This is a genomic window from Nitrospirota bacterium, assembly GCA_016212185.1.
In the GTDB taxonomy this organism is placed as follows: Bacteria; Nitrospirota; Thermodesulfovibrionia; order UBA6902; family DSMQ01; genus JACRGX01.
Genome location: JACRGX010000023.1, coordinates 33,498 through 56,554, shown reverse-complemented (window position 1 = coordinate 56,554; position 23,057 = coordinate 33,498). Strand labels below are relative to the sequence as shown.

The following is a 23,057-nucleotide window of genomic DNA, read 5'->3' as shown; positions in this document are numbered from 1 at the left end:
TTCATATTCCTCATGCTTTTCTTTGACGTCTTTTATAATTATACTGCTTGTTCTTTTGTCAGTGCTTATAAATCCCATACTGGTAAGAACCTTGGCAGTTTCAATAGTGGATTTGACCTTGTCAACATCGGCGTAATTAATCGGGTAAACCCTTGTCTCAATGTCGCCTGATTTTATCTCCGCCTCTTTTGCCTTTGCCAGATCTTCGCCTTCCCGCGCTAAAACATTTGTCGGCGCAATACGAATGATATTGCCTTCAACTATTTTTGACAGGCTGTAGTTTCGGAGTATTATGTCAAGCGCCTGGTCCCAGGGCACATTTAAAATCCTCATTGAAAATTTGCCTTTTACCTCTGGATGTACGACTATGTTATAGCCGCTTACATCGGCAAGCAGTCTAAAGATGTGCAGGAGGTCCGCATCCTGAAAATCAAGGGATATTTTTTCTCCTGTATATTTTGCCCCGGCCTGCGGCGCTGCTTCAGGCTTTGACGCTTTTGGTTCTTCCTGAGCGGCAACTGCGGGTTTTTCCTTTAGCGCTTCTTTTGCTGATTCATCAGCGGAGGCTGAAGCGTCTTGCATTTCTAAGGCAGGCGGCTCGGATTTTGGGAAAGAAAGGACTAATGTGTTACCTCTTAGTAAAGGTTTTACTTCTACAGGCGACGAAAGGGCAATCTCAAGCCTGACTGTCTTTGCCGCGCCTTCAACTTCCATCGGGATTATTTCCATGACGCCGGACTTATCAAGGACCATCTTGTCTTTGAACCTGCCCAGTCCGACATCGCGAAGTTCAACCACAACCCTGAAAGGGTCGGAAGGTTTATATATTGTATAAGAAAGCGAAGCATTGCTGTCTATACGGATTTCAGTAATACTATCGCTTTCCTGCACGTCTATGCCTGTAATAACAGGACTCTGGGCCGCATCTTCAGCTTTTGCAATTCCTGTTGATGTACAGCATACAGCTAAAACAAATAAAAATAGAAATGCGCCCGTTAAACTGAAGAACGCTTTTAAATCTGATTTTATCATTCTGCCTCCTTACCCTTGCGGAGTTCTAAGACTACTTCGCGGGGTCTTGTTTTACCCGTATAATCTATACTATATTCAATTATTATTACTTTGTCATTTGTTATTTTTTTGACCGTTCCTTTATACAGTCCCAGGACAGTCCCTTCTTTTACGGTATAAGACTTGTTGTCAGGCGAAAGGATCAGCCCGTAACGCACGCCTTTTTTTTCAGCAATTGCCGCCAGCGTAAAATCATTTATGTCATAACCCTCAAGAGTCCCTGCAGTGCGTGCCTTCTTGCCTTTATCTAAACCGACGGCGATAAGCGGCGTAAAGGGGTCGCGCCGTCCCCTTGGGTCATAGGTGTAGCCAAGTTCTTCCGGCTTTGCGGATTCCGGAGGCAGCGGCTGTATCTGGGCTTCTTTTTTTACGGTCGCTGCGCCTTTTGCCTTCTGCTTTGCCTCTTCTTTTGAGCATCCGTATGCTGAAAGCATGAATGCCAGCGAAATTAAAACCGCAAAGGCCCTCATGGTTTTTTTGCCCCCTTAGTCACCGCAGGTTCAGGCACGGCAGAAAAAGTAGTGGCGGTAAAATTGGCAGTTAATACCCTGACTCCTTCCTTCAGCGCAGGATTAGAGAGCTTTATGCCTGATATATTGACAATTCTCGGCAGTCTGCTGATATAACTGAAGAAAACGCCGAGATTATGATAGCCCGTTACAACCTCTACGGTTACAGGTATTTTTACATAGAGACCGCTCGGGTCAGGTGATCTGCCTTCAGGTTTCCATAAAATGATTTTAAGCCCTGATTTGAGTCCCAGTTCTGAGATCTGCCTTAATAGACCCGAAACTTCATTTTCCTCCGGTAATTGCTCCTTTAATTTCGCAAGGCGTGTCTTTAATCGTGCATTTTCAATCTTGAGGTCGGCTAATTTCTTTGCCTTTATCTCGCTGGTTGCAATTTCGCTGTCAAGTTTGGCTATGCTGTCTTTCAGGCCGTTAATCTCAGCGCCCTTTGGCATATAAAGCAGGATGATGAATAAAATAATCAGCACAATTGAGGGCGCAGATAAAACGATTGCCTTTAAATAAGGCGGAAGATTTTTCAGCTTTGCATTTATTTTATTAAAATTAATGTTAAGAGCCATATTACACCTTCACCCTGAAGGTTAATTTAAATTGATAGACAGAAATATTGTCAATCGTTGCATTCCGCGATTCCAGCAGTGCAGCCTCTATAAGTTTTTCTGATTTTTTAAGGTTTTCCACATAATTGACGATATCAGGATTGGTATATGCATAGCCGGATATATTTACAACGCCTCCGGACTCATTTAAAGAAGTGAGCCATACGCCTTTTGGAAGCAGTTCGCTTATCTCATCCAGCAAAATTAAGGGTATGTTCTGATTTTTCCTCAACTGCTCAATAATGTTATTTCTATCCTGAAATGACTTGTTGTCTTTTTCGTAGTCTTTGATTTCTTTTATCATTGTTTGCAGTTCAGCAAGTCGCTTTTCTTTTAATGCCTGATCAGCCTTAAGGTCTGAGATTTTACTGGTTAAAAAAAATGTGATGCCTCCCAGCACAAGGATTGTCGCTACCGTAATAAAGGTGCTGATGACAAGGACTCCTGGTAGAGGTTTAACTTTTTTCCTTTGTTCCGGTGGAAGAAGGTTTACCCTTATCATCTGTCTCCAAGTCTCCTTAAAGCCAGTCCCAGCGCCACAACGGCAATAGGCCCCATTTTTTTAAGATGCGCTTTGTCAAAACTCTCGGGGATTTGGATATTTTTAAAAGGCTCTATGATTTTTACGTCAGCGCCGATTTTCTCATTCAGCAGTGAGGCAAAATCTTTTATCAGCACGCATCCGCCGCTTAGGATAATCTCGTGGATATCGTTCTCATTCGTGGCGCCCCTGAAGTAGTCAAAAGACCTGGCAATCTCGGCAATAATATCCTCGGAAGCGGAATTTACGGCCGGTGGTACGTTTTCCTTTGGAATTCCTTCAATGGACTCTCCGCGTTTTAAGCGTTCTGAATCGTTATATGAAATGCCGAACTCCCGCTGAACGGCCTCTGTGTGAAGATTGCTGCCGACCGGACTGTATCTTGTAAATACGGATACGCCGCCGTTCAGGATATTTATATTAATTGTCCCGGCTCCGATATTAACAAGGGCGGTATTTTCTCCGGGCTTTGACTCATAATTGACTTCATAGATATTTGCGAGCGCAAAAAGGTCTACATCAACTATTACAGGATTGAGTCCGGACTCCTTGACGACGGATACGTATTCGTTTATCTTATCTTTTTTAACGGCAACGATAACGACATCCATCTTGTTTTGTTCTTCGCCTGTACCGAGTATCTGGAAGTCAAGATTTACATCGTCTATGTCAAACGGCACATACGGCTCCGCCTCAAATTTTATTGAATCGTTCAACTCATCTTCGGTCATCTGGGGCAGGGATATCCGTTTGATGATTACAGAGGAATGTCCTGATACTGAGATGGCCGCATCCTTTATTTTTATCCCGGACTCCGAGATAAGCCCTTTTATTGCCTCCACGACACGCGGCGAATCTATGATGGAGCCGTCAACGATTAATTCAGGCGGAAGTGTGGCGATATTTAAACGCTCTAACTGATAGCCGTCTTTGACGTCTTTAAGCTGAACGACCTTGATGTGTCTGGAACCCACATCTAAACCTATGACCCCTTTGCTACGAAGTAGCATAGCATATAAATATCAAAAAGATACGATAATGTCAAGGGTTTTTCCACTTATCCTGAAGTAAATGGACAACGAGCGTATTCCCAGTGGTCTTGCTGCGGGGTTAGCGAGCGCATGTAATAAAAAGAAATTCCTTACATTAGATTCCCTGCGGTCTCTGACGCAGGGAAGATCAATTAAAAAGTTTTTAGAGCAAAAATACCATCTGACATAATAATCAGGGTAATGTAAAATATCATCAGAGGGCAAAAAAAGATGATCAGGAGGATCCGGATTTGTGGGTGATATATGCATTTCTGACTGCATTCCTGCTCGCTACGAGCGATGCGCTGACCAAGCGTCTTTTATTTTCCGTAAAGGATGAATATCTCGTTGCATGGCTGCGGCTGTTGTTTTCACTGCCTCTTCTTATGATAAGTCTTTTATTCGTCGGGATACCGCCTCTTGACGGAACGTTCTGGACGGCCGTTTTGATTGCGCTTCCGCTTGAGATTACAACCGTCATACTTTATACAAAGGCGCTTAAGGTTTCTCCGATGAGCCTTACAATGCCGTTTCTTGCATTCACACCGCTTTTTTTGATACTTATTTCATATGTGATTCTGGGCGAGAAGGTTTCTTTAAGCGGCGCAATTGGAATTATCCTCATAACAGGCGGAAGTTATGTGCTCAATATTCACAAGGCACGATACGCCTTGATTGAGCCGGTAAAGGCAATGTTAAAAGAAAAAGGCTCTGTGATGATGATTATAGTTGCGGCGGTATTCAGCGTTACATCAACTCTGGGCAAGCTGGCAATAGAACATTCATCGCCGGTTTTTTTCGGCAGTTTTTATATCGTGCTGGTGACTGCCCTCTTTACGCCCATTGCTATTGGAAAAAACAGGGACAGGTTTGAAAAGACCCATACCGGGATTATCATCACAAAAAAAGATATTATACTGTTAATTCTCATGGGGGCTTCCTATTCGCTGATGATTATCTTTCACATGGTTGCAATAAGCCTTACAAAAGTTGCATACATGATCTCGGTAAAACGCATGAGCCTTATCTTCAGCATTATTTACGGGTATATTCTTTTTAAGGAAGAAAAAATTGTCGTAAGATTTTTCGGCGGCGTTATGATGCTCGCAGGTGTTGTGCTGATTGTCTTAAGCGGGTAAAGGCGATAATCATTGACGGAAAGGCGCTGTTGGATTATTATATCTGCACGTCGTTTTATTTTGGAGGTGTATTTTGGATAAGAAAAAATGCCTGCTCTCAAAAAAAATCAGACATTTTGACCCGGTAAAAAACAGCAGGGTTAAAGATGTCCTTGAAGCCTTTCACAGCACGTCTTTTCAGAGCAGGAACTTAGCCAGGTGTTTTTCAGTTTTTAAAAATATGCTTTCGGATAAAAACACCGTTATCTATTTTGGATTGTCCGGCGCAATGGTCCCTGCCGGGATGAAAAAAGTTGTCAGGGACATGATTGCTCATAACATGATAGACGTGCTTGTTTCAACCGGCGCCAATATGTATCATGATTTTTTTGAAAGCCAGGGGCATAACCATTATGTGGCAGAGAGACATGTCGGTGATGAGGAACTCAGGGAAATGCGCATTGACAGGATTTACGATACCTTTGCCGACGACAATTTATTTATTAAAGTGGATGCCTTTTTTACTGCTCTCCCTAAAAAACTGGAGAAAAGGGCTTATTCCTCAAGAGAGTTCCTTTCAGAGATGGGAAAGAGGATTAAGGACCCCTCGTCAATAATAAGGACTGCTTATAAGACAGGCACTCCTGTTTTCTGCCCGACAATACATGACAGCGGCATAGGCATAGGATTGGTGGCTTATTGCTTCAGGGACAATCCTGACAGCGGATTTTACATAGACCTCCTGAGGGATAATTATGAGATTATGCAGATTGCAAAGAAGGCAAAATCCACGGGCGTGTTTTACATAGGGGGCGGTGTGCCTAAAAACTACATCCAGCAGATAGAGCCGATGCTGGAGGTGTTTGGTTATAATAATCACCCCGGGCATCAGTTTGCAATTCAGATAACAACGGACGACCCCAAATGGGGCGGGCTTTCCGGATGCACCTTTGAAGAGGCAAAGTCGTGGGGCAAGATAAAATATTCCGCAACTTCGGCAACGGTTTACATAGACGCCACAATAGGGCTTCCACTGCTTGTATCAGCCATGATGCAGGAAAAGGCTATCTTAAAAAACCGCGCAAAAAGACAGTTTGCGTGGAAAGGCTCGGAGCTGAAACAGATTAAGCTGGTGTAAGCCATGAGGCAGCCTTTAGATTTCTTTTAGGGTATTGCTACTTCCTTTTCTTTTACAAGACTGGAAAGAGAATTGAGAATAAAGTCTTTTGCATCCAGTATTTCAAGAAGTACCGGCTCGCCTTCTTTTGAAAAATGGACAATCATCTGCCCTTCTTCTTCAGCGTAATCTATCTTTTTATCTGAAAGTTCAATAAGAAGGGCGTCAACATCTTTACTATATTTAATCTTTCTCATATCGGGACCTCCTTCCCGGATAAACAGTTACGACGTAAAGTTTGTCTGGTAATGTTTCATAAACTACTCTAAGGACACGAGTTGCATCAAAACCCTTTTGAGCAATTAATCTGTTTTTATAGCCTACTTCTATTTTATCAGGGTTTTTGACAATATTTTCAATAATTTCTTTTGTTACAGGTAGATCGTGAGCCTTCAGTATCTCAATTTTCAGCAATGAATGTAAGCTAAAGTCAATATCTGTTGGCATAGAACTATTTTACCTCAATATATGAATTTTCTTTGCCCCTGTCGTCAACCGTCAGTTGCAGGCAGTCTTTAAAAAAACCGTTATGATAGTCCATTACCCATGTTTTGCCTCTTAAAGAAAGTATTTAAAAAATATCGTATATAAGGCGGTAATTAAAATCAAGTGAATTTTTATAGTTGCGAAATTGCCCCCGCATGTTTTTAAAAAGATATTGACAACAGCAATACCTTTAGGTAAAACTAATTTTGCAGTGAAGAAATTACCTGAATTAAAAACAGAGAGGGAAGAAAGAGAGTTCTGGAGGAAACACTCAATCGCTGATTATTGGGAGGAACTGCAGGAAAGTTCGGATATATTTAAAAGACCAAAGCTTGCGCCTGTCACATTGAAATTTGACCCGCTTGTGCTCAAGAAGATAAGGATGCTTGCAAAGAAAAGGGGCATATCATACAACGCATATATACGGTATCTGCTTGCCAAAAGCGTTGAATGTGATCTGGTGGCTGTTAGCAGATAACCTTTTGTGCGAGCCTTAAATCCTACAGCTTTGCTGACTGCATCTCGCTTGCAATGACCGTAATGCCCGAATTGTCCATGTGCGCCCGCATGTAATGCTCTTTACTGCCTTCTCCGATATGAACGCCCTCTTCAATTACATTGCAGCAGTCCACGATGACCTTGTTTAACCGGCAGCCTTTTTTGAGCGTTACGCGGTCCATGATGATTGAATCTCTGACCTCAACACCGTCTTCAATGGTAACGCCGCGCCTTATGATTGAATTTACTATCTGAGCATTTTTTATAAGCGCGCCTGAGGAAATCATGCTGTTTACAATCTCGCCGCTTAATATTTTTGCAGGAGGCATTTTACTGTAAGATGGTTGGATGGGCCAGAGTTCATTATGGATGTCGAAAACAGGTTTTTCGCCGAGCAAGTCCTGATGCGCTTCCCAGTAAGCCTTAATGGTCCCGACGTCCCTCCAGTACCCTTTTTCCTCATAAGGCTTAATGCCTTTGATAACATTTGTGGAGAAGTTATAGGCGAAGAGTTGTTTTGTTTTTACGAGATTTGGAATTACATAAGCGCCGAAATCATGCTGTCTGTTTTTCTGCGCATCCACAAGCGCATCAATAAGCACGTCTGTATTAAAAAGGTAATTGCCCATGGAACAGTATGCGTGCTTTGGGTCGTGCGGTATAGGGGTCGGCTTTGCCGGTTTTTCCTCAAAGCCCTTAATCCGGCCGTCGTTGTCAGCGGCAATAATGCCGAAGGAACTGCCCTCGCTTATGGGTATGGGTCTCGCAGCCACAGTAACATCGGCATTATTCTGGACATGGAAGTCAATCATCTGGCGTATGTCCATGCGGTATATGTGGTCGGCGCCAAAGATTGCCACGAGGTCGGGTTTGTGCTGGCGGATAAGATTGAGATTCTGAAAAACCGCATCGGCAGTGCCCTGAAACCACTCCGGTCCGATGCGCATCTGCGGTGGGACTACAGTGACAAAATGATCCTGTATGATGGATGACAAGACCCAGTTTTCCCTCACATACTCTATCAGGGACTGGGATTTGTACTGCACAAGGAGGTAAATGGAAAATATTCTGGAGTTGATGAGATTGCTTAATACAAAGTCAATTATACGGTAGCGTCCGCCAAAAGGGACAGCAGGTTTTGACCGCTCAAATGTGAGGGGAAAGAGCCTGTTGCCCCTTCCGCCTGCCAAGACTATTGCTAAGACTTTCTGTCGTGCCATAGTAGAATAAGATACATGATAAAGGATGCAAGATGCAAGAGTGAAAGAAACAGTATGCAATGATCAATTATCAATGCAAAATTATCATTTGATGACAATGAAAAGCACTCAAATGGATAGCGAGCCTGCCTGCCGGCAGGCGTATTCCACGTGGTCTTGCCACAGTGAAGATTAATTTGAAATGATAATTGTTAATTTTGCAATTTGAGATGATTTGGATAAGGCATATATGCCGTTATGCAGGTTGCGAGGATTGTGTTTCATAACTTTTAACTTATAACTCTTAACTTTCAGTATTGGTGGAGGCGCCGGGATTCCTCCTCCAAAACCCCCTCCTCACGCCACGCATTTGTTTGGGCTTCCAATTTTTTCAGCAGACTTATTTCGCAAACCTTCCTATCAAAGCATTTTGTTCAAACTCAAAATCTACTTCACCACTATTTCCAATACTATTGAAGTATGTGCCGATAAGCTTGTTCTCATTCGATAAATACTTAAGTTTGACAGTACCTTTGTGTGCTTGCATTGCACCAGATTTTAGTGAATTTGGCGCACTGTCGTAAGTGTAAAACAGATAATTTTCACTATTTAGTTCAGCAAAATTTGCGACCACACTTTCCGATTGTGATCGCTCATAGTAAGCGTACACAAAGATTTTTGAGAAGGTTTGCGAAATTTCCAAAGCCTGCTGATGTGTCCTATTGGGGTTACCCCTAAACAACCACTTCAGATCACTAATCTCAGCGTAGTTATTTGCCTTTTCAGGTTCTCTCATTTCATTCCAAATTGTAGCAATAACAGCCCTTGTTGTTGCAGTGTAAGTGCTTTTCTTGAAAAGAGTGTTCGGTAAAACATTCCAAACCAGGCATTCAAGAAAGAAAGAGGGCATACTGTTGGGCAAGATAGTTCCTTGACCCATAAGTTCATTCCGAATATTTTTAAGAATACGCGCCACTGATTTATACATTTTTTCGGTATCGTTGTTTTTTGTAACACCATTATCATAATGTTGTTTCGGAAAACTATGAATATGAATACCAGCATCAGAGACTAACTCAACACCCTCCACCTCTACAGATGAGAGCGCGCAAAATCGTTTATGGACAAAACAAGGAACAACATCAGCGTTTACCCTATAATCATTACCATTTACTCTAATACATTTATTTTTTCTGGTTACCATACTTGTCCCGAAAGTATCTTTCAGTAAAGCATGAATATCATTTTTGAATTGGGGAAATGTGTAATTGGATTCAGTGAAATTTTTCCAATAAGCTGTCTTATCGGATTCTGATAACCCACCAACATCAGGAAAATAATAGCTCTTATGTAAAACGACTATATCCACATCGCTATCTTGTCTGACATTTGTCCGGTTGCGATATGAACCTTGTAAAAACACTGAAACATCATTGCCAAATTTATTTTTCACGATTTCCGTAATCCTGTTTATAGTATTTTGGCACTTTCCTTCTTCTGTTTCGCTTGGTGCTTTTGCCCACCGACTTAGTTGTTCTTCTGATATGTTCATTATGGTTTGGGATAACTTGGCTTTGATTTTCTATTTTGTTTCGATTATACTAAAGAATATAAAAAATTTTCAAGTCTATGATTACAAAAAAACAAAAAGAAGTCCTTGACTTCGTAAAATCTTACTCAAAAAAGAAGGGCTACGCACCGTCTCTTGAGGAGATATGTAAGCATTTTAAGCTTTCCTCGGTTTCTACTGCCCATTTTCATATATCTAAGTTAAAAAAAGAGGGTTATTTGGAAAGGTTAAAGAATAGGGCGCGCGCAATTAGCATTCCAGAAAAGGAATATTTGGTAAAAATCCCTCTCTTGGGAACTATTGCCGCCGGTGAACCCATTGAAGCAATTCGCCAAAATGAGTTTATAGCAGTAGCCAAAACAAAATTACCCCAAAATGGCGATTTCTACGCCTTGCGAGTGAGCGGAAATAGTATGATTGACGAAAATATAAAAGACGGCGATGTTGTCTTGGTTAAACAACAAGAAGTTGCTGAAAATGGACAAAGGGTGGTTGCTTTAATAGATAATTATGAGGCGACGCTTAAAAAATTTTATAAAGAGCGTAATCAGATTCGGCTTCAGCCGGCAAATAGCGCATACGAACCGATTATTATAAGGAAAGATCGAGATATACAGGTTCAAGGTATTGTTATTGACGTCATACAAAACGAGTCACAACATGTAGAGGAGTTATTGACAACATCCTCGTTAAAAAGAAACAAGACGCTTCCATTAAACAAAATAATTTTAGGCGATGCACTCGCAGAACTTAAAAAACTTCCTGACGAAAGTTGCGATGTCGTAGTAATTGATCCGCCCTACAATATCGGCAAAGATTTTGGGAACAATCTTGATAAACGAGAATTGAGCGAATATGTTGCGTGGTGTAAAGAATGGATCAGTGAAAGCATCCGAACAATGAAACCAACTGGGACAATGTTTATTTACGGCTTTAGTGAAATTTTAGCTTATCTTTCTATTGAAATTCCTATAAACAAACGCTGGCTTATTTGGCACTATACGAATAAAAATGTTGCCTCTCTTAATTTTTGGCAGAGAAGCCATGAAGCAATTATCTGCGCATGGAAAGACACCCCAATTTTTAATAGAGATGAAGTGAGAGAACCATATACGGAAGGATTTTTGAATGGAGCAGCTGGAAAGGTACGAAAAGGAACAGTTGGCAGATTTAGCAAGAGTGGAATAGAAACTGTTTATAATGCCCATGAGGGTGGCGCATTACCGCGAGATGTCATCAAGGTCGCAGCTTTGGCAGGTGGGGCCGGAATGATTGAGAGGTGGTTTTTGTGTAAAACTTGCGATAGTGTTTTTGAACCGCGGCAATTGCAAAAACACAACGGTCACGAAATTATGAAACACCCGACACAAAAACCACTTGAACTTTCGAAAAAATTAATTAGATCAGCTATGCCTAAAAAAGACGGCGTTGTCTTAGTGCCATTTGTGGGTACAGGTTCAGAATGTGTTGCCGCCAAAGAATTAGGGCAATCATATATTGGTTTTGAGATTAATCCAGATTATGTGCGAATGGCGGAAAAGATGATAGATAGCACAAAGGTTGTACCGAAATTATTTTGATGATTGGTCTACCTCGTTTTTCTTTTGCTCAAAGATATGGGGTGTAAAGACAACAAAACCGTTTGGAAATACAGCAAGCATTTTGGTTTCTATGTACTTATTAGCAAAATCAGTATACGCTTTCTTATATCCCTCTTCTCTTTTCTTTTTTGGATATAAAATAACATCAAGGTTTGGAACCTCATACCGAATGGGAATCTTTTCTCCTGGAATTGGACGTTTTGGAGTATGCCCGCGCCCCATTACCCCCGTGTTTGCTATCTTTTTCACATCATAATTAAGAATAATTCCTTTATAATTTACTTGAATATCAGCGCCTTGACGGTCCAGTTCCTCTGACATTTTTATAGTGTTGGGACCAAATACTTGTTCGGCAACATACCCTGCGTGAATTTGTGTAATTAGTCCTGCCCATGTTCTGTATGTTCTTGCCCTTATTCCTTTTTTAAAGCACTTTGCGCACATGCCGGTCTTTTTTTGAAATTTGTGGAGATCTCGCACTTTTTCCTTTTCATAAATTTTATAAAAATTCTCAAAATCGATAAATTCCTTTTTGTCCCAATATACACGATATAACAGCTCAATTGCTTGAATATTTTTAGGTAAATTCATTTCCACAATCTTAATCGGCATGTATTTTTCTCTATATGCCTTAAGATCAACCGCTCGTAGAAATTTTTCAAATTTATTTAACAGCATGGTGATTATATAAAATAAGATACCGGCTTTTTATAAAGTTCTGTTAATTTTTTAAGCTCGGCGACATCAAGCCGTCTCTCACCGGATTCAATTTTTGAAACATAAGATTGTGGTTTCCCGAGTTTATCGGCTACTGCTTGTTGAGAAAGTCCCGCGTCAGTTCTCGCTTGTTTTAGGCGATTAATAATTTCCTTGTAATCTTTTGTATAAATTGATTTGCTCATATTTTTTAGTATATATCCTATTATGGTATAATCCCAAAATAGGATTATATATTTCAGAGAATTCTTTAACCTTTTCTGTGTTGGGAGTGCGAGATAAGGAAAAGAAAAATCCAGCGTAAAAATTGCTGTCGGAAGCAAGGGTATGGCGGAAAAGAGATGATGGTGGAGGCGCCGGGATTTGAACCCGGGTCCGGAAGCACTACATCTAAGCGTCTACATGCGTATCCTGCTTATTTAAGTTTAAGAATCAGGTCTGCCGGCAGGCAGGCTTTACTGATTCCGGCCCCCTCTTAAGTTTCATCCAAAGGTCAAGGGAGGATACCTTCAGACAAGCCCGCTTTCTGACGCCTCTTCTGAGCCGCAGACAGTCTCAGGGAAGCGTGCCGCTTAATTAAGCAGCAAGTGCCAGTTCGTGATTGGCTTTTGTGTTTTTGTTCTGCCTTTTTACGTGGTGACAGAGCCACGGCATGCAGCGTAGACCTCATAACCCCCGTCGAGGCCTGTCGCCCCCTATGTATTATTTATTATAGCATAAAGTGATTTTTAAGGTAGTTTTATATGGCGATAACATTAAATTATAAGGCAGAAAAGCTGTTGACAAAGGGCACTTAAAAGTATAAAGTAAAACGCCTTGTTTATAGTTAGAATTGTAAAAAAATAATAGGCAAACCAGAACGCTGAAAAAATATTCATTGTAAATTTAGCATTGCAAAGTTAGCATTTAAAATTTGCATTTTGAAATGATAATTGATAATTTTGCAATGCTAAGCACTCTGTGCACTTTGTGGTTAATTTTTGACAACATATCAATTTAAGGAGGTATTTTTATGAAACTTGCTGTTTTTGTCAGTGACCTTAGGAATACGGTTGACACATTGGACAGGCTGAAGGCTGAAAAGCTGGGCATAATACTTATTCAAAACGGCGTATATCATGCAGCCATAAAAGAAAACGGCGGCGCTTCTCCGCTTCTTAAAAAGTCTGCTGATTTTTATGCGCTCTCCGAAGACCTTGAGACAAGGGGTTTGAGCAGTTCCAATATTGCAAGCGGCATAAAGGTCGTAAATTACAGCGATGTGGTTGACCTGATATTCAACAACTACGAAAAATCAGTCTGGTTATAGGAGGAATTGGAAAATGGGGAAACTTACGATTGGTTGTTTTTCTTCACTTGTCGGCTCCATGAGCCTTGATTTTGCCGTAAAGCTTGCCGGGGCGGCTGTAGACAAGGGGCATAAGGTTGATTTATGGGTCTCAGGCAACGGGACCATGCTGTCAATAAAAGGGCAGAGGGCATTTAAAGATTACTCTCATCTTGAAAAAACCCTGAAAGAGCTGATGGGCAAAGGGCTTACCGCAACTGCCTGCGAGGCCTGCGCAGAAGCCAGAGGCTATCACAAGGACGGCACAATGGAAGGTTTTAAAAGACACAGCATGGACTGGTACCTTGCAAGCGCCTTTGATGCAGACAGGGTGCTTCATATAGGAGGTGAGTAACAATGGCAACTACAAAATTGGGTTTTATTGTTCAGAGACCGCCTTACAAGACTGAAAATCCGAAACTGGCCCTGACGCATGCAATCGCAAGCCAGTCGGTTGAGGTTTATCTGAAGGACGGCGATTTGGTTACGGCAGACCTCGCCTTTATAGGCGACGGGGTTTTAAACTGCATAAAAAACCAAAAGGCAACAGAGCACTACAATATTTCAAGCACAGAGTCGCATATTAAAAATTCGCTTCTCCTAGACCTGAATGTTCTTGTATGCAAGGAGGACCTTGAAAAATTTGGACTGTCTGAAAATGATATTATAATGGATGCTGAAGAATTCGGAGCCGACATGAAGGTTAAGGTTGTACCTTTTGCTGAGATTAATAAGATGATGGAAGACATGCACCATCTTCTTTTCTTCTAAAAAACTATTAAATATAGGAGGTAATGATTAATGGCGGATTTAAAGTCAATGACACCGACCGAAACACTTGATGTGCTTGGCAGGGTGTGCCCATACCCGCTTGTACTGACCAAGAAGACGCTTGAAAAGGCGGCGGCAGGCACTATTCTAAAGGTGCTTTGCGATGCCCCTGCATCTGCTGAAGACACAATCCCCAAGTACTGCGAGAAACATGGATATGAGTTTGAGTTAATCAAACTTGAAGATAAAGGTTACTGGGAAATCTTTATTAAAAAGCCTTAAGGAAAAATTAAGAAGAATAAAAAAAGGCGTTCCCGAAGCATCGGGACGCCTTTTTTTTATTACATTTCAGTTACAGTAATGGCTTTGTTAGGGCATGCCTCTATACAGCTCAAGCAGTAAGCGCATTCGTCTGACTTATGCGGGGATGATTTTCCGTTTTCAAGCTTGAAGACTTCAACCGGGCAGATATTTATGCACTCCTCGCACCCGTCGCATTTTTCATTTTCAATCGCAACTACATACATGTTGTTCACCTCCTGTTTTTTTGATTCAAGCCAATCCCTGAAAAATTAAGAGGCATTAAAGCCTAATGAGGATAAGGCAAGAATAACATTTATTAGCTAAAAACCTGTTTTTTAATTATACATAATTATTTTATTAAAAATCTACATGTAACATTGACGGGGTATAGATGCCTGAAAAATATTAGGGCAATACCATAATATGCGATGTTGTACGGCATACCCTATGCATTTACTATGAATTTTCTAACAAATTACAACATCGCATCTAATAATCTTAATTGCTTTTCTAAAATTTTGAAGGTATTTGTGCCCCGTCAGTGTCATTTACCCGCAAGGGCTGTTTTTAGTGAAGCTCGGGCCAGGAGCTTGTCTCTTCCCTCACTGTAACGGCTATTTTGTAAAGTATAGTGAGTATCAGGAACCCTATGCACCATACCGCAAGGGAGATTAACGCCTCTGGCAGTGTGGGCCAGTACTCTGTTACCCCTTCAAACGGGTTGGGAACAAATCCTCCGATAACCAGTCCGAATCCCTTGTCAATCCACAAGGATATAAAGACCGATGCACAGGTGAAGGCAAGAATATTTTCATTTTTCCTCATATTCGGATTAATCAGGAGGATAAGCGCCACAACTGCGAGTATAGATGACGCCCACATCAGCGGGACCAGTTTGGCATGCCCTTCAAGACCGGCATAGAGATAGTGGAAGGGATGCATGTGCCCCGGTATATTGCTGTAAAATGCAGTAAAAAACTCAAGTCCAAGCAGAAATACGTTGGCAAACATTGCATATGTGACTATTTTTCCCAGAGCCTGTATCGGCTCTTTGCCCGGGTCAAATTTGCTGACCTTTCTTACAATCAGGCATAAAATAATAAGAAGCGATGGTCCGGAAGCAAATGCCGATGCGAGAAACCGTGCCGCCATGACTGCAGTCAGCCAGAAATGTCTTCCGGGAAGGCCTGCATAAAGAAATGCCGTAACCGTGTGGATGCTGATTGCCCACGGTATTGACAGATATATCAGGGGTTTTACCCATGCTGAAGGCGGAACGCCTTTGCGGTCGGCGCCGAGGGTAGTCCATCCGACAATAATGTTAAGAAACAGATAACCATTTAATACAATGGCGTCCCAGAAAAGTATTGAGTTGGGAGTGGGGTGCAGTATGACATTCATAATCCTCATAGGCTGTCCCATGTCCACAAAAATAAACAGCATGCACATTGAAACAGAGGCCACAGCCAGAAATTCCCCGAGGATGACTATCTTTCCGAATTTTTTAAAGTCATGCAGGTAATACGGTATGACAAGCATAACGGCTGATGCCGCAACCCCGACAAGGAATGTAAACTGGGAGATATAAAAACCCCAGGAGACGTCCCTGCTCATGCCTGTAATGCCAAGTCCGTAGCTAAACTGGCGAAGGTAGTTAATAACACCGATGCCTATCAGGGCAAGCAAAAAGAATATCCAGACCCAGTATTTTTTACTGCCGGTCAGCGCCTTTTCAAGCATTTTCACTACCTCCTATAATGTAATAAACACTGGGCTGCGTTCCGATTTCCGGTTTGCGCCTGATGCTGTAATGTGTGCTTAAGACCTTTCTAACCTCTGAATTGGGGTCAGACAGGTCGCCGAATATCAGCCCGCCGTTGGACTTTTCCACACAAGCCGGCTGAAGACCCTTTGCAAGCCGTTCAAAGCAGAAGGTGCATTTTTCCACGACACCCATAGTCCTTGTGGGATATTCAGGGTTCTGCTCTTTGATAAACGGTCTTGGGTCTCTCCAGTTAAAGCTCCTTGCGCCAAAAGGACATGCCGCCATGCAGAACCTGCATCCGATACAGCGATGCTGATCCATCATGACAATCCCGTCTTTTCTTTTGAATGTAGCTTTTGTCGGGCAAACACGTACACAGGGAGGCTGTTCGCAATGATTGCACAGAAGGAGGAACGGTTTGTGTTTTAAGCCCTCAGGCATGTATTCATTTCCCTGCCCTGGAAAGGTGTGCTCATATGTGTCGGTCCATATCCATTTAACTTCATCTTTGGGATTTCCGATGTCAGGCACATTGTGTATGCTGTGGCAGGCCTGAACCACATTTTTATAGTCTGCCTCTGTCTTAAATTTACTTATGTCAATAACCATAGCCCATCTCTTTGCTGATAAAGCCTTCTCATCAACCATAACGTGCGATGCCCCGGCGCTGGTTTTAAGAAGCTCCTGTACTGCCGTTATGCCTCCAAGCCCTAACAGCGTGGAGGCCCCTGCAAATTTTAAAAATTCTCTTCTATCTATGCTCATGTCTTATTCTCCTTCGGCGCTATATGGCAGTTCCAGCAGTACGGCTTTACATTTGCGTAGGTGTGGCATTTATCGCAAAATTCAGCCTTGTTTGAATGGCAGTGCATACAGGTATTCTGAAGGCTTATGGTGAACTGTTTGCCCTGTGAGTTTACATAAATCCTGCTGCCGTCGCGTACGGCAGAATCTCTCCAGTCATTCAGAAGCTGCATATGGTTGGCCTTCATAAATTCCCTTGGTTCAACGCACTGTTTTTCAGCAAGCTGCCGGATTGCCGGGGTGTCAATACCGGGCTCCGGCTTAACAGAAGTTTTGCCGGAGTTATAAAAGAAAGGAGTCGCAACCAGCCCGACAAAGATGATGAGTCCGGTGATTATTTTCCCGCTGTTATACATTATTCCTTGCCCTCCATTCCGGAAAGGGGCTCGCCGCGCAGATTAGTCGTCCTCTCTTTTTCACCCGTCATGACGAGCGCATTTGCAACGAGTTCGTGAACGCCTGTGACAGCAGTTCCGGGCACCCAGTAGTCCATTATTGCCGGAAGCGCCGCCCTGTCAATGGCGCAGATATTGGCTAACATGTTTACGCCGTATTTTTCTACAACGTCTTTTACGGCATTGGCCCTCGGCAGTCCGCCCCTCATCCTGAGTTCCATGTTCTCGCTTGCATTTAGTCCCGAGCCGCTGCCGCAGCAGAAGGTCTTCTCCCTGATGGTATGTTCATCCATCTCGTAGAAATGATTGCATACGTTTTTGATAATGTAACGGGGCTCTTCAAAAATACCCATGCCCCGCGCGGTGTTGCACGAGTCATGAAAGGTTACCTTCAGGTGGTCGTTTCTCTTTGGGTCCAGCTTCAGTTTCCCGTGTTTTATAAGGTCCGCGGTGAATTCTGCAATGTGAACCATCTTGGTGGATTTTGCATTCTCAAATATAGTGCCGGTTATCGGAGACTTAGGCATCTGGAGAAAGTCTGCAGGACCGTTCCATGTGTCCATGTATTGATTCAGCACCCTCCACATATGGCCGCATTCACCGCCCAGAATCCATTTAACGCCGAGTCTTTTTGCCTCTGCGTATATTTTTGAATTCAGCCTCTTTGCAAGCTCATTTGATGTGAAGAAACCGAAGTTCCCGCCTTCTGAGGCATAGGTGCTCCATGTGTAGTCAAGCCCCAATTCATGGAACAGCATGAGATAACCCATTGCAGTATATGTGCCCGGGTCTGCAAAAAGGTCTCCGGAAGGCGTTACAAAAAGGATTTCAGCGCCTTTTCTGTTGAATGACGGTTTTATTTTTATGCCGGTTATTGTTTCAATATCATCCAGCATGTATTCAAGATTGCCGACAATTGTATGCGGCTCAAGACCGAGGTGGTTGCCCTTCATATAGCAGTTTGCGGCAGGCCCTGAGATCCAGTCTGTGTTTAATCCGAGTAGGTTAAGGAGCTCCCTGGCCATCATGGTGATTTCAGCAGTGTCAATCCCGTAAGGGCAGAAGACAGAACAGCGGCGGCATTCGGTGCACTGAAAGAAATAATACCACCATTCTTTAAGCACTGAATAAGTAAGCTTGCGCGCGCCAGCAAGTTTTCCAAGTATCTTTCCCGCTGTTGTAAAATTTCCCCTGTACACGGAGCGGAGCAGTTCCGCCCTTAAGACAGGCATATTCTTCGGGTCGCCTGAGCCTATGAAGAAGTGACATTTATCAGCGCAGGCCCCGCACCTTACGCATATGTCCATAAAGACCTTAAATGAACGGTATTTATCAAGCCGCTCTTTAAGCCCGTTCAGTAAAGTTTCCTGCCAGTTTTCGGGCAGTTTCCAGTCCTCATCCGCAGGCGACCACTGCCTTGGATTGGGAAACTCTAAAGTCTCAAGATTTTTGGGCTTTGAGCCATAGCACCACATGCCCTGCTTGAGTTCAGCGGGCGTGTCCATCCATCCGGTCTTAGGCGGAGTATAATCTACTTTAGACAGTTCATCCGGTTTGGGCGTTTTTGACATAATTACTCCTTCTCCACAGGGATTCCAGCCTGTTTCATTTTTTCCCTGAAATCGTTTTCATATTCTTCATAAGTGTGAACATGGACAGGATAATTCCACGGATTTATGTGCCGCTCCATACGGCTGTTATTAGGCATATTTCTGGTTGGACTTAATAAGACTCCGCCCAGATGCATAATTTTGCTGAAAGGTATGTAAGCAAGCAGGGCGCTTACAAGGAACAGATGAATGTAAAAAACGACGCTGATTCCTTCGGGGATTGCGGCATTAAAACTGACTAATCCCATTGTCAGCGCTTTTACGCCTACGATATCCACCTTTGTAAAATACCGCATGATGATGCCGCTTAAGGCAATGCTTAATATTAAAAACAGCGGAAAATAATCCGCCGCAAGCGAGATGTAGCGGACTTCGGGGATAAAAACCCTTCTGAGAAAAAGATATGTAACCGCAAGCAAAAGGACTACGCCGCTTATTAAAAGTCCGGGCGCGCCTATCTGCAAAAATCCGTCAAGAACTTCAAGCTTATTCAGGCATGAAGGCACAGGCTCTGTAAATAGTCTCAGGTGCCTGATGAGGACAATGAAAAAGGACCAGTGAAATGCCAGTCCGCCAAGCCAGAGCCACCTTGTGGAGCCGTAGGCTAACTTAGGGCCTTTTCTTAATTCAAATGTCGTATTGCTGAATAACGAACGGAACAAAAGGACCTCAAGAAGCATTCTTCCGATGACTCCTGAGGTTGTAGACGGGTTGTCAAGTTTGGACTGTTTAATCCATGGCAAAGACTTCTGCTGACCGCAGGTTGTTGGTATGCAGAATGGAACCGGCGAGCGCCCCCACTTTAAAACCCGTGAGATTACGCCGATGAGGAATACGGCAATAGCCGTATAGGGCACAGCTATTCCGAAGAGGAAATGAAGGTTTGCCGTTTTGACTCCCAGTAAAGCAATCAAAACTAATACTATTACGGCAATAAGGGAAAGAATGGCATTCATCTTGGTACCTCTTTTCTTCCAAATTCTATTGTTTCATTATAGATGTCTTTATGGACACATTCCTGCTTATATACTTCATCTGCTTTCTGCAGTCTCCTGAAGGTCCATCTCTGCAGTTCATTGACTTTGAGCTGATAAATCTTTTCCCTGCATTTCATATAGTTGTCAAAGGCAAGCAGGGAGATTTCGTCTATTTTATTTTCAAATGCCTGCAATTCATCAGAAAGCCAGCGCTCAGAGATTTCATTTATAAATGTTTCCCTGATGATTTTTTTCAGATGGAGGATAAAACCAACAGCTTGCGAGGGGGTAAAGTCCTGAATTGCCCTGATTCTGACGATATTGTCAAGGTGCAGGGAAATATTTTCGCTCCATGTCCCGCTGAGGAGTTCTTCAAATAGGTTCTCCATCCCCTGATATATTACAGCCCCCACAGGATTATGAAAGGGATTCTGCTGCCCTTTTAAAAAACGTGAGGTATCAGGCGGATAAGTTTTAACTATTGCATCAAACCATTGACTGACAATAGCAGATTTATTTTCTGACAGAAGATTATACAACTCCATGGTTAAGCCGTATAAACCGCTCCTCTATAAATTTGAACTTGTTAATTACTAACAGCTTGCTACAAGGTCTCTCATTCTGTCATTCTGGCTTGTCCAGAATCATTTTCTTATTCTCAAGAAGCGGAAAGATTCCCGACAAGCGGGAATGACAACAACAAAATAACCACTATCTTTCTGATACCATGTAGCTTGCTACATGGTATCTCATTATTTATACGCAGCCGGTCGGCTTTGGGAGCCCTGCATATCTGCACGCCTGCTTTGCAGGTCCGGCCGGATAAAGTTCATATAGATACTTGGTATTGCCCTTTTCAGGACCAAGAGACTTGCCGATTTCCTTGACAAGAATCTTAATCATTGGCGCTATCTGGTATTTCTGGAAATAATCCCTCAGAAATCTGATAACATCCCAGTGCGCAGATGTCAGATCAAGTCCGTCAAGTTTTGCCATGTGGCCTGCAAGCCCTTCGTTCCAGTTTTGCCAGTCTGAAAGATACCCTTCCTCATCAACGTCATAGCTCTTTCCTTCAAATTCTAATGTTGCCATTTTAAACTTCCTCCTTTTATTTTGTATTGTTTGTATTTGTCTTAGCCTGTGTATTTTTTATGAAAAATAGGCTGTACACAGCAACCAAAAGGTCTTAAATTCGTGGTAATAACCCTCAAAGTAAGGAACCACAGACCTAACACTTTAATATAACAGTCCATAAACGGTCAAATTAAAAAATTTTATAAAAGTATTTAGGAAAAAATACTTTTAATTTAACTGTAGTTCCCCGCTGTTTACAGGAATTGCCGCAAGCCTGTTCACCGCTTTTTTGCCTTTGCAAGCTGGATCCGTATCTTCCTGCCGTTGATAACGGCATTATCAACGGCGTCTATTACCCTTGAGGCGAGGTTGTGAGGCACTTCCACAAAAGTGAATTTGTCAAAAATAGCGATGTTCCCGATTTTTTCTCCCGGGATGCCTGCGGCAGATGCAATAGACCTGACAATGTCGCCGACCTTTACCCGGTCTGTTCTTCCGATAGTCATGAAGAGCCTTGCGTAATTATTTTTTGAAGATAAATCAGGCATGCCGATTTCCTCTATCTCCTCGTCTTCAATGTCTGAAAAAATGAGGCTCAGGGCAGATGCGGCTATATCGCGGAGCGGATATTTCTTGGACAGCTCATCCGTCAAATTCAAAAATCCCGAGTGTTTTGCATTTTCAATTACATTGTCAATCTCATTGATTACCTCCTGCTCGCGCGCCTTTTTGACGTCGGCAATCGTGGGCAGTTTCGCTTTTTTAATCTTTGTCTTTGCGGAAAGCTCTATGAGCCTTAACTGCCTGAGCTCTCTCGGCGTGACGAATGTGATTGCAATGCCGGATTTGCCCATCCTTCCTGTACGTCCTATGCGGTGAATGTAGCTGTCCGGGTTTTGCGGGATGCTGTAGTTAATTACATGTGAAACGTCTGGGATATCCAGACCCCTTGCGGCCACGTCTGTGGCGACAAGCACGTCAATATCACCTTTTTTGAATTTATACATCATCTCATCCCTGTGAGACTGGGTAAAATCTCCGTGTATCGCGCCTGCGGAATATCCCATCTGCTGGAGCTTGCCCGATACCTCATCCACTTCATTTTTGGTATGGCAGAAGACGAGCGTAAGAGAAGGTTCTTCAACATCAAGCAGTCTTGTGAGCGCCGTTATCTTGTTATCGTGCCTGACTTCGTAAAACACCTGATTAATTTTCGTAACAATCATGCTCTTTGCATCTACGGCGACCTTTTTGGGATTCCGCATGTATCTGGCGGCTATGTTTACAATCTCCTTAGGCATGGTCGCTGAAAAAAGCATGGTCTGGCGCTCTGCGGGGATTTCCTTTAAAATGAACTTAATGTCTTCAATAAAGCCCATATTGAGCATTTCATCCGCTTCGTCAAGGACTAAAAAGCTGATATTTTTAAGGCTGAGCGTCTTTCTCTGCATGTGGTCCATCACGCGTCCGGGCGTGCCGGCGACAATATCAACCCCTTTTTTAAGCGAGCGTATCTGCCTGTCAATGGATTGTCCTCCGTAAATGGGGACTGTTACTATGCCCTTGTTTTTGCCGAGCCTGTTCAGCTCCTGCGCTACCTGCACCGCAAGCTCGCGCGTAGGCGCAAGGACAATTGCATACGGGGTCTTGCCTCTTCTGCCTTTTTCAATCAGCGGGATGCCGAATGCGGCAGTCTTCCCTGTGCCAGTCTGCGCCTGACCGATTATGTCAAGCCCCTCCATGGCAGGAGGAATTGCGATTTCTTGTATGGGTGTGGGCTGTTCAAAGCCCATCTCAGAGACGGCGTTAAGCACCTCGTCCGAGAGATTGAAATTGTAAAATCTTTTGTACATGTTTCTCCTTTTTTAAACCACAGACCTGCCTGCCGGCAGG

General features: G+C 42.9%; 28 protein-coding genes, 1 other RNA gene and 1 pseudogene. 9 read left to right on the top strand and 21 right to left on the bottom strand.

Annotation, left to right across the window (positions count from 1 at the left end; genetic code table 11):
- From HZA10_02445 to pilM, 5 genes are all read right to left on the bottom strand, one after another.
- Positions 1-1,032: secretin and TonB N-terminal domain-containing protein (locus HZA10_02445; GenBank protein ID MBI5195162.1), on the bottom strand; the 1,032-nt coding region annotated here is incomplete at its 3' end.
- Complete coding sequence (locus HZA10_02440) at positions 1,029-1,541, bottom strand: pilus assembly protein PilP (protein MBI5195161.1); 513 nt, start codon at positions 1,539-1,541, stop codon at positions 1,029-1,031. The genes HZA10_02440 and HZA10_02445, both read right to left, overlap by 4 nt.
- Positions 1,538-2,161 carry a type 4a pilus biogenesis protein PilO gene (gene pilO / locus HZA10_02435; GenBank protein MBI5195160.1) on the bottom strand — a complete coding sequence of 208 codons (624 nt, stop codon included), beginning with the start codon at positions 2,159-2,161 and terminating at the stop codon, positions 1,538-1,540. The genes HZA10_02440 and pilO overlap by 4 nt, the downstream gene beginning before the upstream one ends.
- Before the next feature lies 1 nt (position 2,162).
- A complete protein-coding gene (locus HZA10_02430) occupies positions 2,163-2,702 on the bottom strand; it encodes a PilN domain-containing protein (protein ID MBI5195159.1) in 540 nt (179 codons plus the stop codon).
- Positions 2,699-3,715, bottom strand: a complete 1,017-nt coding sequence (gene pilM, locus HZA10_02425; GenBank protein MBI5195158.1) for a type IV pilus assembly protein PilM — start codon at positions 3,713-3,715, stop codon at positions 2,699-2,701. The genes HZA10_02430 and pilM overlap by 4 nt, the downstream gene beginning before the upstream one ends.
- Before the next feature lie 308 nt (positions 3,716-4,023).
- Here pilM and HZA10_02420 point away from each other — a divergent pair, with 308 nt between their 5' ends.
- Both HZA10_02420 and HZA10_02415 read left to right on the top strand, forming a co-directional pair.
- Entirely contained in the window at positions 4,024-4,911 is an 888-nt protein-coding gene (locus HZA10_02420) for an EamA family transporter (GenBank protein ID MBI5195157.1), read from the top strand.
- A gap of 73 nt (positions 4,912-4,984) precedes the next feature.
- Positions 4,985-6,028 (top strand): deoxyhypusine synthase family protein, encoded by a 1,044-nt coding sequence (locus HZA10_02415; GenBank protein MBI5195156.1) that lies wholly within the window; start codon positions 4,985-4,987, stop codon positions 6,026-6,028.
- A 26-nt stretch (positions 6,029-6,054) separates the two neighbouring features.
- Here HZA10_02415 and HZA10_02410 read toward each other — a convergent pair whose 3' ends face one another.
- Both HZA10_02410 and HZA10_02405 read right to left on the bottom strand, forming a co-directional pair.
- Positions 6,055-6,264, bottom strand: coding sequence for a DUF2283 domain-containing protein (locus tag HZA10_02410; GenBank protein ID MBI5195155.1), 210 nt, complete (start codon positions 6,262-6,264; stop codon positions 6,055-6,057).
- Positions 6,251-6,514, bottom strand: a complete 264-nt coding sequence (locus tag HZA10_02405; GenBank protein ID MBI5195154.1) for a DUF4258 domain-containing protein — start codon at positions 6,512-6,514, stop codon at positions 6,251-6,253. Before HZA10_02405 ends, HZA10_02410 begins: the two co-directional genes overlap by 14 nt.
- Positions 6,515-6,725: 211 nt before the next feature.
- Here HZA10_02405 and HZA10_02400 point away from each other — a divergent pair, with 211 nt between their 5' ends.
- A complete protein-coding gene (locus HZA10_02400) occupies positions 6,726-7,031 on the top strand; it encodes a hypothetical protein (protein ID MBI5195153.1) in 306 nt (101 codons plus the stop codon).
- Between the two features lie 22 nt (positions 7,032-7,053).
- Here HZA10_02400 and glgC read toward each other — a convergent pair whose 3' ends face one another.
- Entirely contained in the window at positions 7,054-8,271 is a 1,218-nt protein-coding gene (gene glgC / locus HZA10_02395) for a glucose-1-phosphate adenylyltransferase (GenBank protein ID MBI5195152.1), read from the bottom strand.
- Positions 8,272-8,650: 379 nt separating this feature from the next.
- Entirely contained in the window at positions 8,651-9,802 is a 1,152-nt protein-coding gene (locus tag HZA10_02390; protein MBI5195151.1) for a nucleotidyltransferase domain-containing protein, read from the bottom strand.
- Positions 9,803-9,879: 77 nt separating this feature from the next.
- On the opposite strand from HZA10_02390, the pseudogene lexA reads away from it, so the two are divergent.
- A pseudogene (gene lexA / locus HZA10_02385) lies at positions 9,880-10,470 on the top strand (transcriptional repressor LexA).
- 138 nt (positions 10,471-10,608) lie between these two features.
- A complete protein-coding gene (locus tag HZA10_02380; GenBank protein MBI5195150.1) occupies positions 10,609-11,400 on the top strand; it encodes a site-specific DNA-methyltransferase in 792 nt (263 codons plus the stop codon).
- On the opposite strand, the gene HZA10_02375 is transcribed toward HZA10_02380, so the two are convergent.
- The 3 genes from HZA10_02375 to ssrA all read right to left on the bottom strand — a co-directional run bounded on the left by HZA10_02375 (position 11,392) and on the right by ssrA (position 12,834).
- On the bottom strand, positions 11,392-12,099 hold the full coding sequence (locus HZA10_02375) for a TaqI family restriction endonuclease (protein ID MBI5195149.1): 708 nt from the start codon (positions 12,097-12,099) through the stop codon (positions 11,392-11,394). The two genes, HZA10_02380 and HZA10_02375, sit on opposite strands and share 9 nt — an antisense overlap.
- 5 nt (positions 12,100-12,104) lie before the next feature.
- A complete protein-coding gene (locus HZA10_02370) occupies positions 12,105-12,323 on the bottom strand; it encodes a helix-turn-helix transcriptional regulator (GenBank protein MBI5195148.1) in 219 nt (72 codons plus the stop codon).
- Positions 12,324-12,483: 160 nt separating this feature from the next.
- Positions 12,484-12,834, bottom strand: a transfer-messenger RNA (tmRNA) gene (gene ssrA / locus HZA10_02365).
- 316 nt (positions 12,835-13,150) lie between these two features.
- On the opposite strand from ssrA, the gene dsrH reads away from it, so the two are divergent.
- The 4 genes from dsrH to HZA10_02345 are packed head-to-tail and all read left to right on the top strand — an operon-like array spanning position 13,151 to position 14,518.
- On the top strand, positions 13,151-13,447 hold the full coding sequence (dsrH, locus tag HZA10_02360) for a sulfurtransferase complex subunit TusB (GenBank protein MBI5195147.1): 297 nt from the start codon (positions 13,151-13,153) through the stop codon (positions 13,445-13,447).
- Positions 13,448-13,460: 13 nt separating this feature from the next.
- On the top strand, positions 13,461-13,820 hold the full coding sequence (locus HZA10_02355; GenBank protein ID MBI5195146.1) for a DsrE family protein: 360 nt from the start codon (positions 13,461-13,463) through the stop codon (positions 13,818-13,820).
- A 2-nt stretch (positions 13,821-13,822) separates the two neighbouring features.
- Positions 13,823-14,236, top strand: coding sequence for a DsrE family protein (locus HZA10_02350; GenBank protein MBI5195145.1), 414 nt, complete (start codon positions 13,823-13,825; stop codon positions 14,234-14,236).
- A gap of 30 nt (positions 14,237-14,266) precedes the next feature.
- Positions 14,267-14,518 carry a sulfurtransferase TusA family protein gene (locus HZA10_02345; GenBank protein MBI5195144.1) on the top strand — a complete coding sequence of 84 codons (252 nt, stop codon included), beginning with the start codon at positions 14,267-14,269 and terminating at the stop codon, positions 14,516-14,518.
- Positions 14,519-14,577: 59 nt separating this feature from the next.
- On the opposite strand, the gene HZA10_02340 is transcribed toward HZA10_02345, so the two are convergent.
- The 9 genes from HZA10_02340 to HZA10_02300 form a co-directional block, all read right to left on the bottom strand.
- Positions 14,578-14,763, bottom strand: coding sequence for a 4Fe-4S binding protein (locus HZA10_02340; GenBank protein ID MBI5195143.1), 186 nt, complete (start codon positions 14,761-14,763; stop codon positions 14,578-14,580).
- Between the two features lie 343 nt (positions 14,764-15,106).
- The gene (nrfD, locus tag HZA10_02335; protein MBI5195142.1) at positions 15,107-16,279 is read right to left on the bottom strand and encodes a polysulfide reductase NrfD; all 1,173 of its coding nucleotides are present in this window, start codon (positions 16,277-16,279) and stop codon (positions 15,107-15,109) included.
- A complete protein-coding gene (locus tag HZA10_02330; GenBank protein MBI5195141.1) occupies positions 16,272-17,069 on the bottom strand; it encodes a 4Fe-4S dicluster domain-containing protein in 798 nt (265 codons plus the stop codon). The genes nrfD and HZA10_02330 overlap by 8 nt, the downstream gene beginning before the upstream one ends.
- Complete coding sequence (dsrJ, locus tag HZA10_02325) at positions 17,066-17,464, bottom strand: sulfate reduction electron transfer complex DsrMKJOP subunit DsrJ (GenBank protein MBI5195140.1); 399 nt, start codon at positions 17,462-17,464, stop codon at positions 17,066-17,068. The genes HZA10_02330 and dsrJ overlap by 4 nt, the downstream gene beginning before the upstream one ends.
- Positions 17,464-19,074, bottom strand: a complete 1,611-nt coding sequence (locus HZA10_02320) for a (Fe-S)-binding protein (protein ID MBI5195139.1) — start codon at positions 19,072-19,074, stop codon at positions 17,464-17,466. The genes dsrJ and HZA10_02320 overlap by 1 nt, the downstream gene beginning before the upstream one ends.
- A 2-nt stretch (positions 19,075-19,076) precedes the next feature.
- On the bottom strand, positions 19,077-20,069 hold the full coding sequence (gene dsrM, locus HZA10_02315) for a sulfate reduction electron transfer complex DsrMKJOP subunit DsrM (GenBank protein MBI5195138.1): 993 nt from the start codon (positions 20,067-20,069) through the stop codon (positions 19,077-19,079).
- Positions 20,066-20,635, bottom strand: a complete 570-nt coding sequence (locus HZA10_02310) for an RsbRD N-terminal domain-containing protein (protein MBI5195137.1) — start codon at positions 20,633-20,635, stop codon at positions 20,066-20,068. Before HZA10_02310 ends, dsrM begins: the two co-directional genes overlap by 4 nt.
- A 211-nt stretch (positions 20,636-20,846) precedes the next feature.
- Complete coding sequence (locus HZA10_02305) at positions 20,847-21,182, bottom strand: TusE/DsrC/DsvC family sulfur relay protein (protein ID MBI5195136.1); 336 nt, start codon at positions 21,180-21,182, stop codon at positions 20,847-20,849.
- A 260-nt stretch (positions 21,183-21,442) separates the two neighbouring features.
- Positions 21,443-23,017 (bottom strand): DEAD/DEAH box helicase, encoded by a 1,575-nt coding sequence (locus tag HZA10_02300; protein ID MBI5195135.1) that lies wholly within the window; start codon positions 23,015-23,017, stop codon positions 21,443-21,445.
- Positions 23,018-23,057 lie beyond the last annotated feature (40 nt).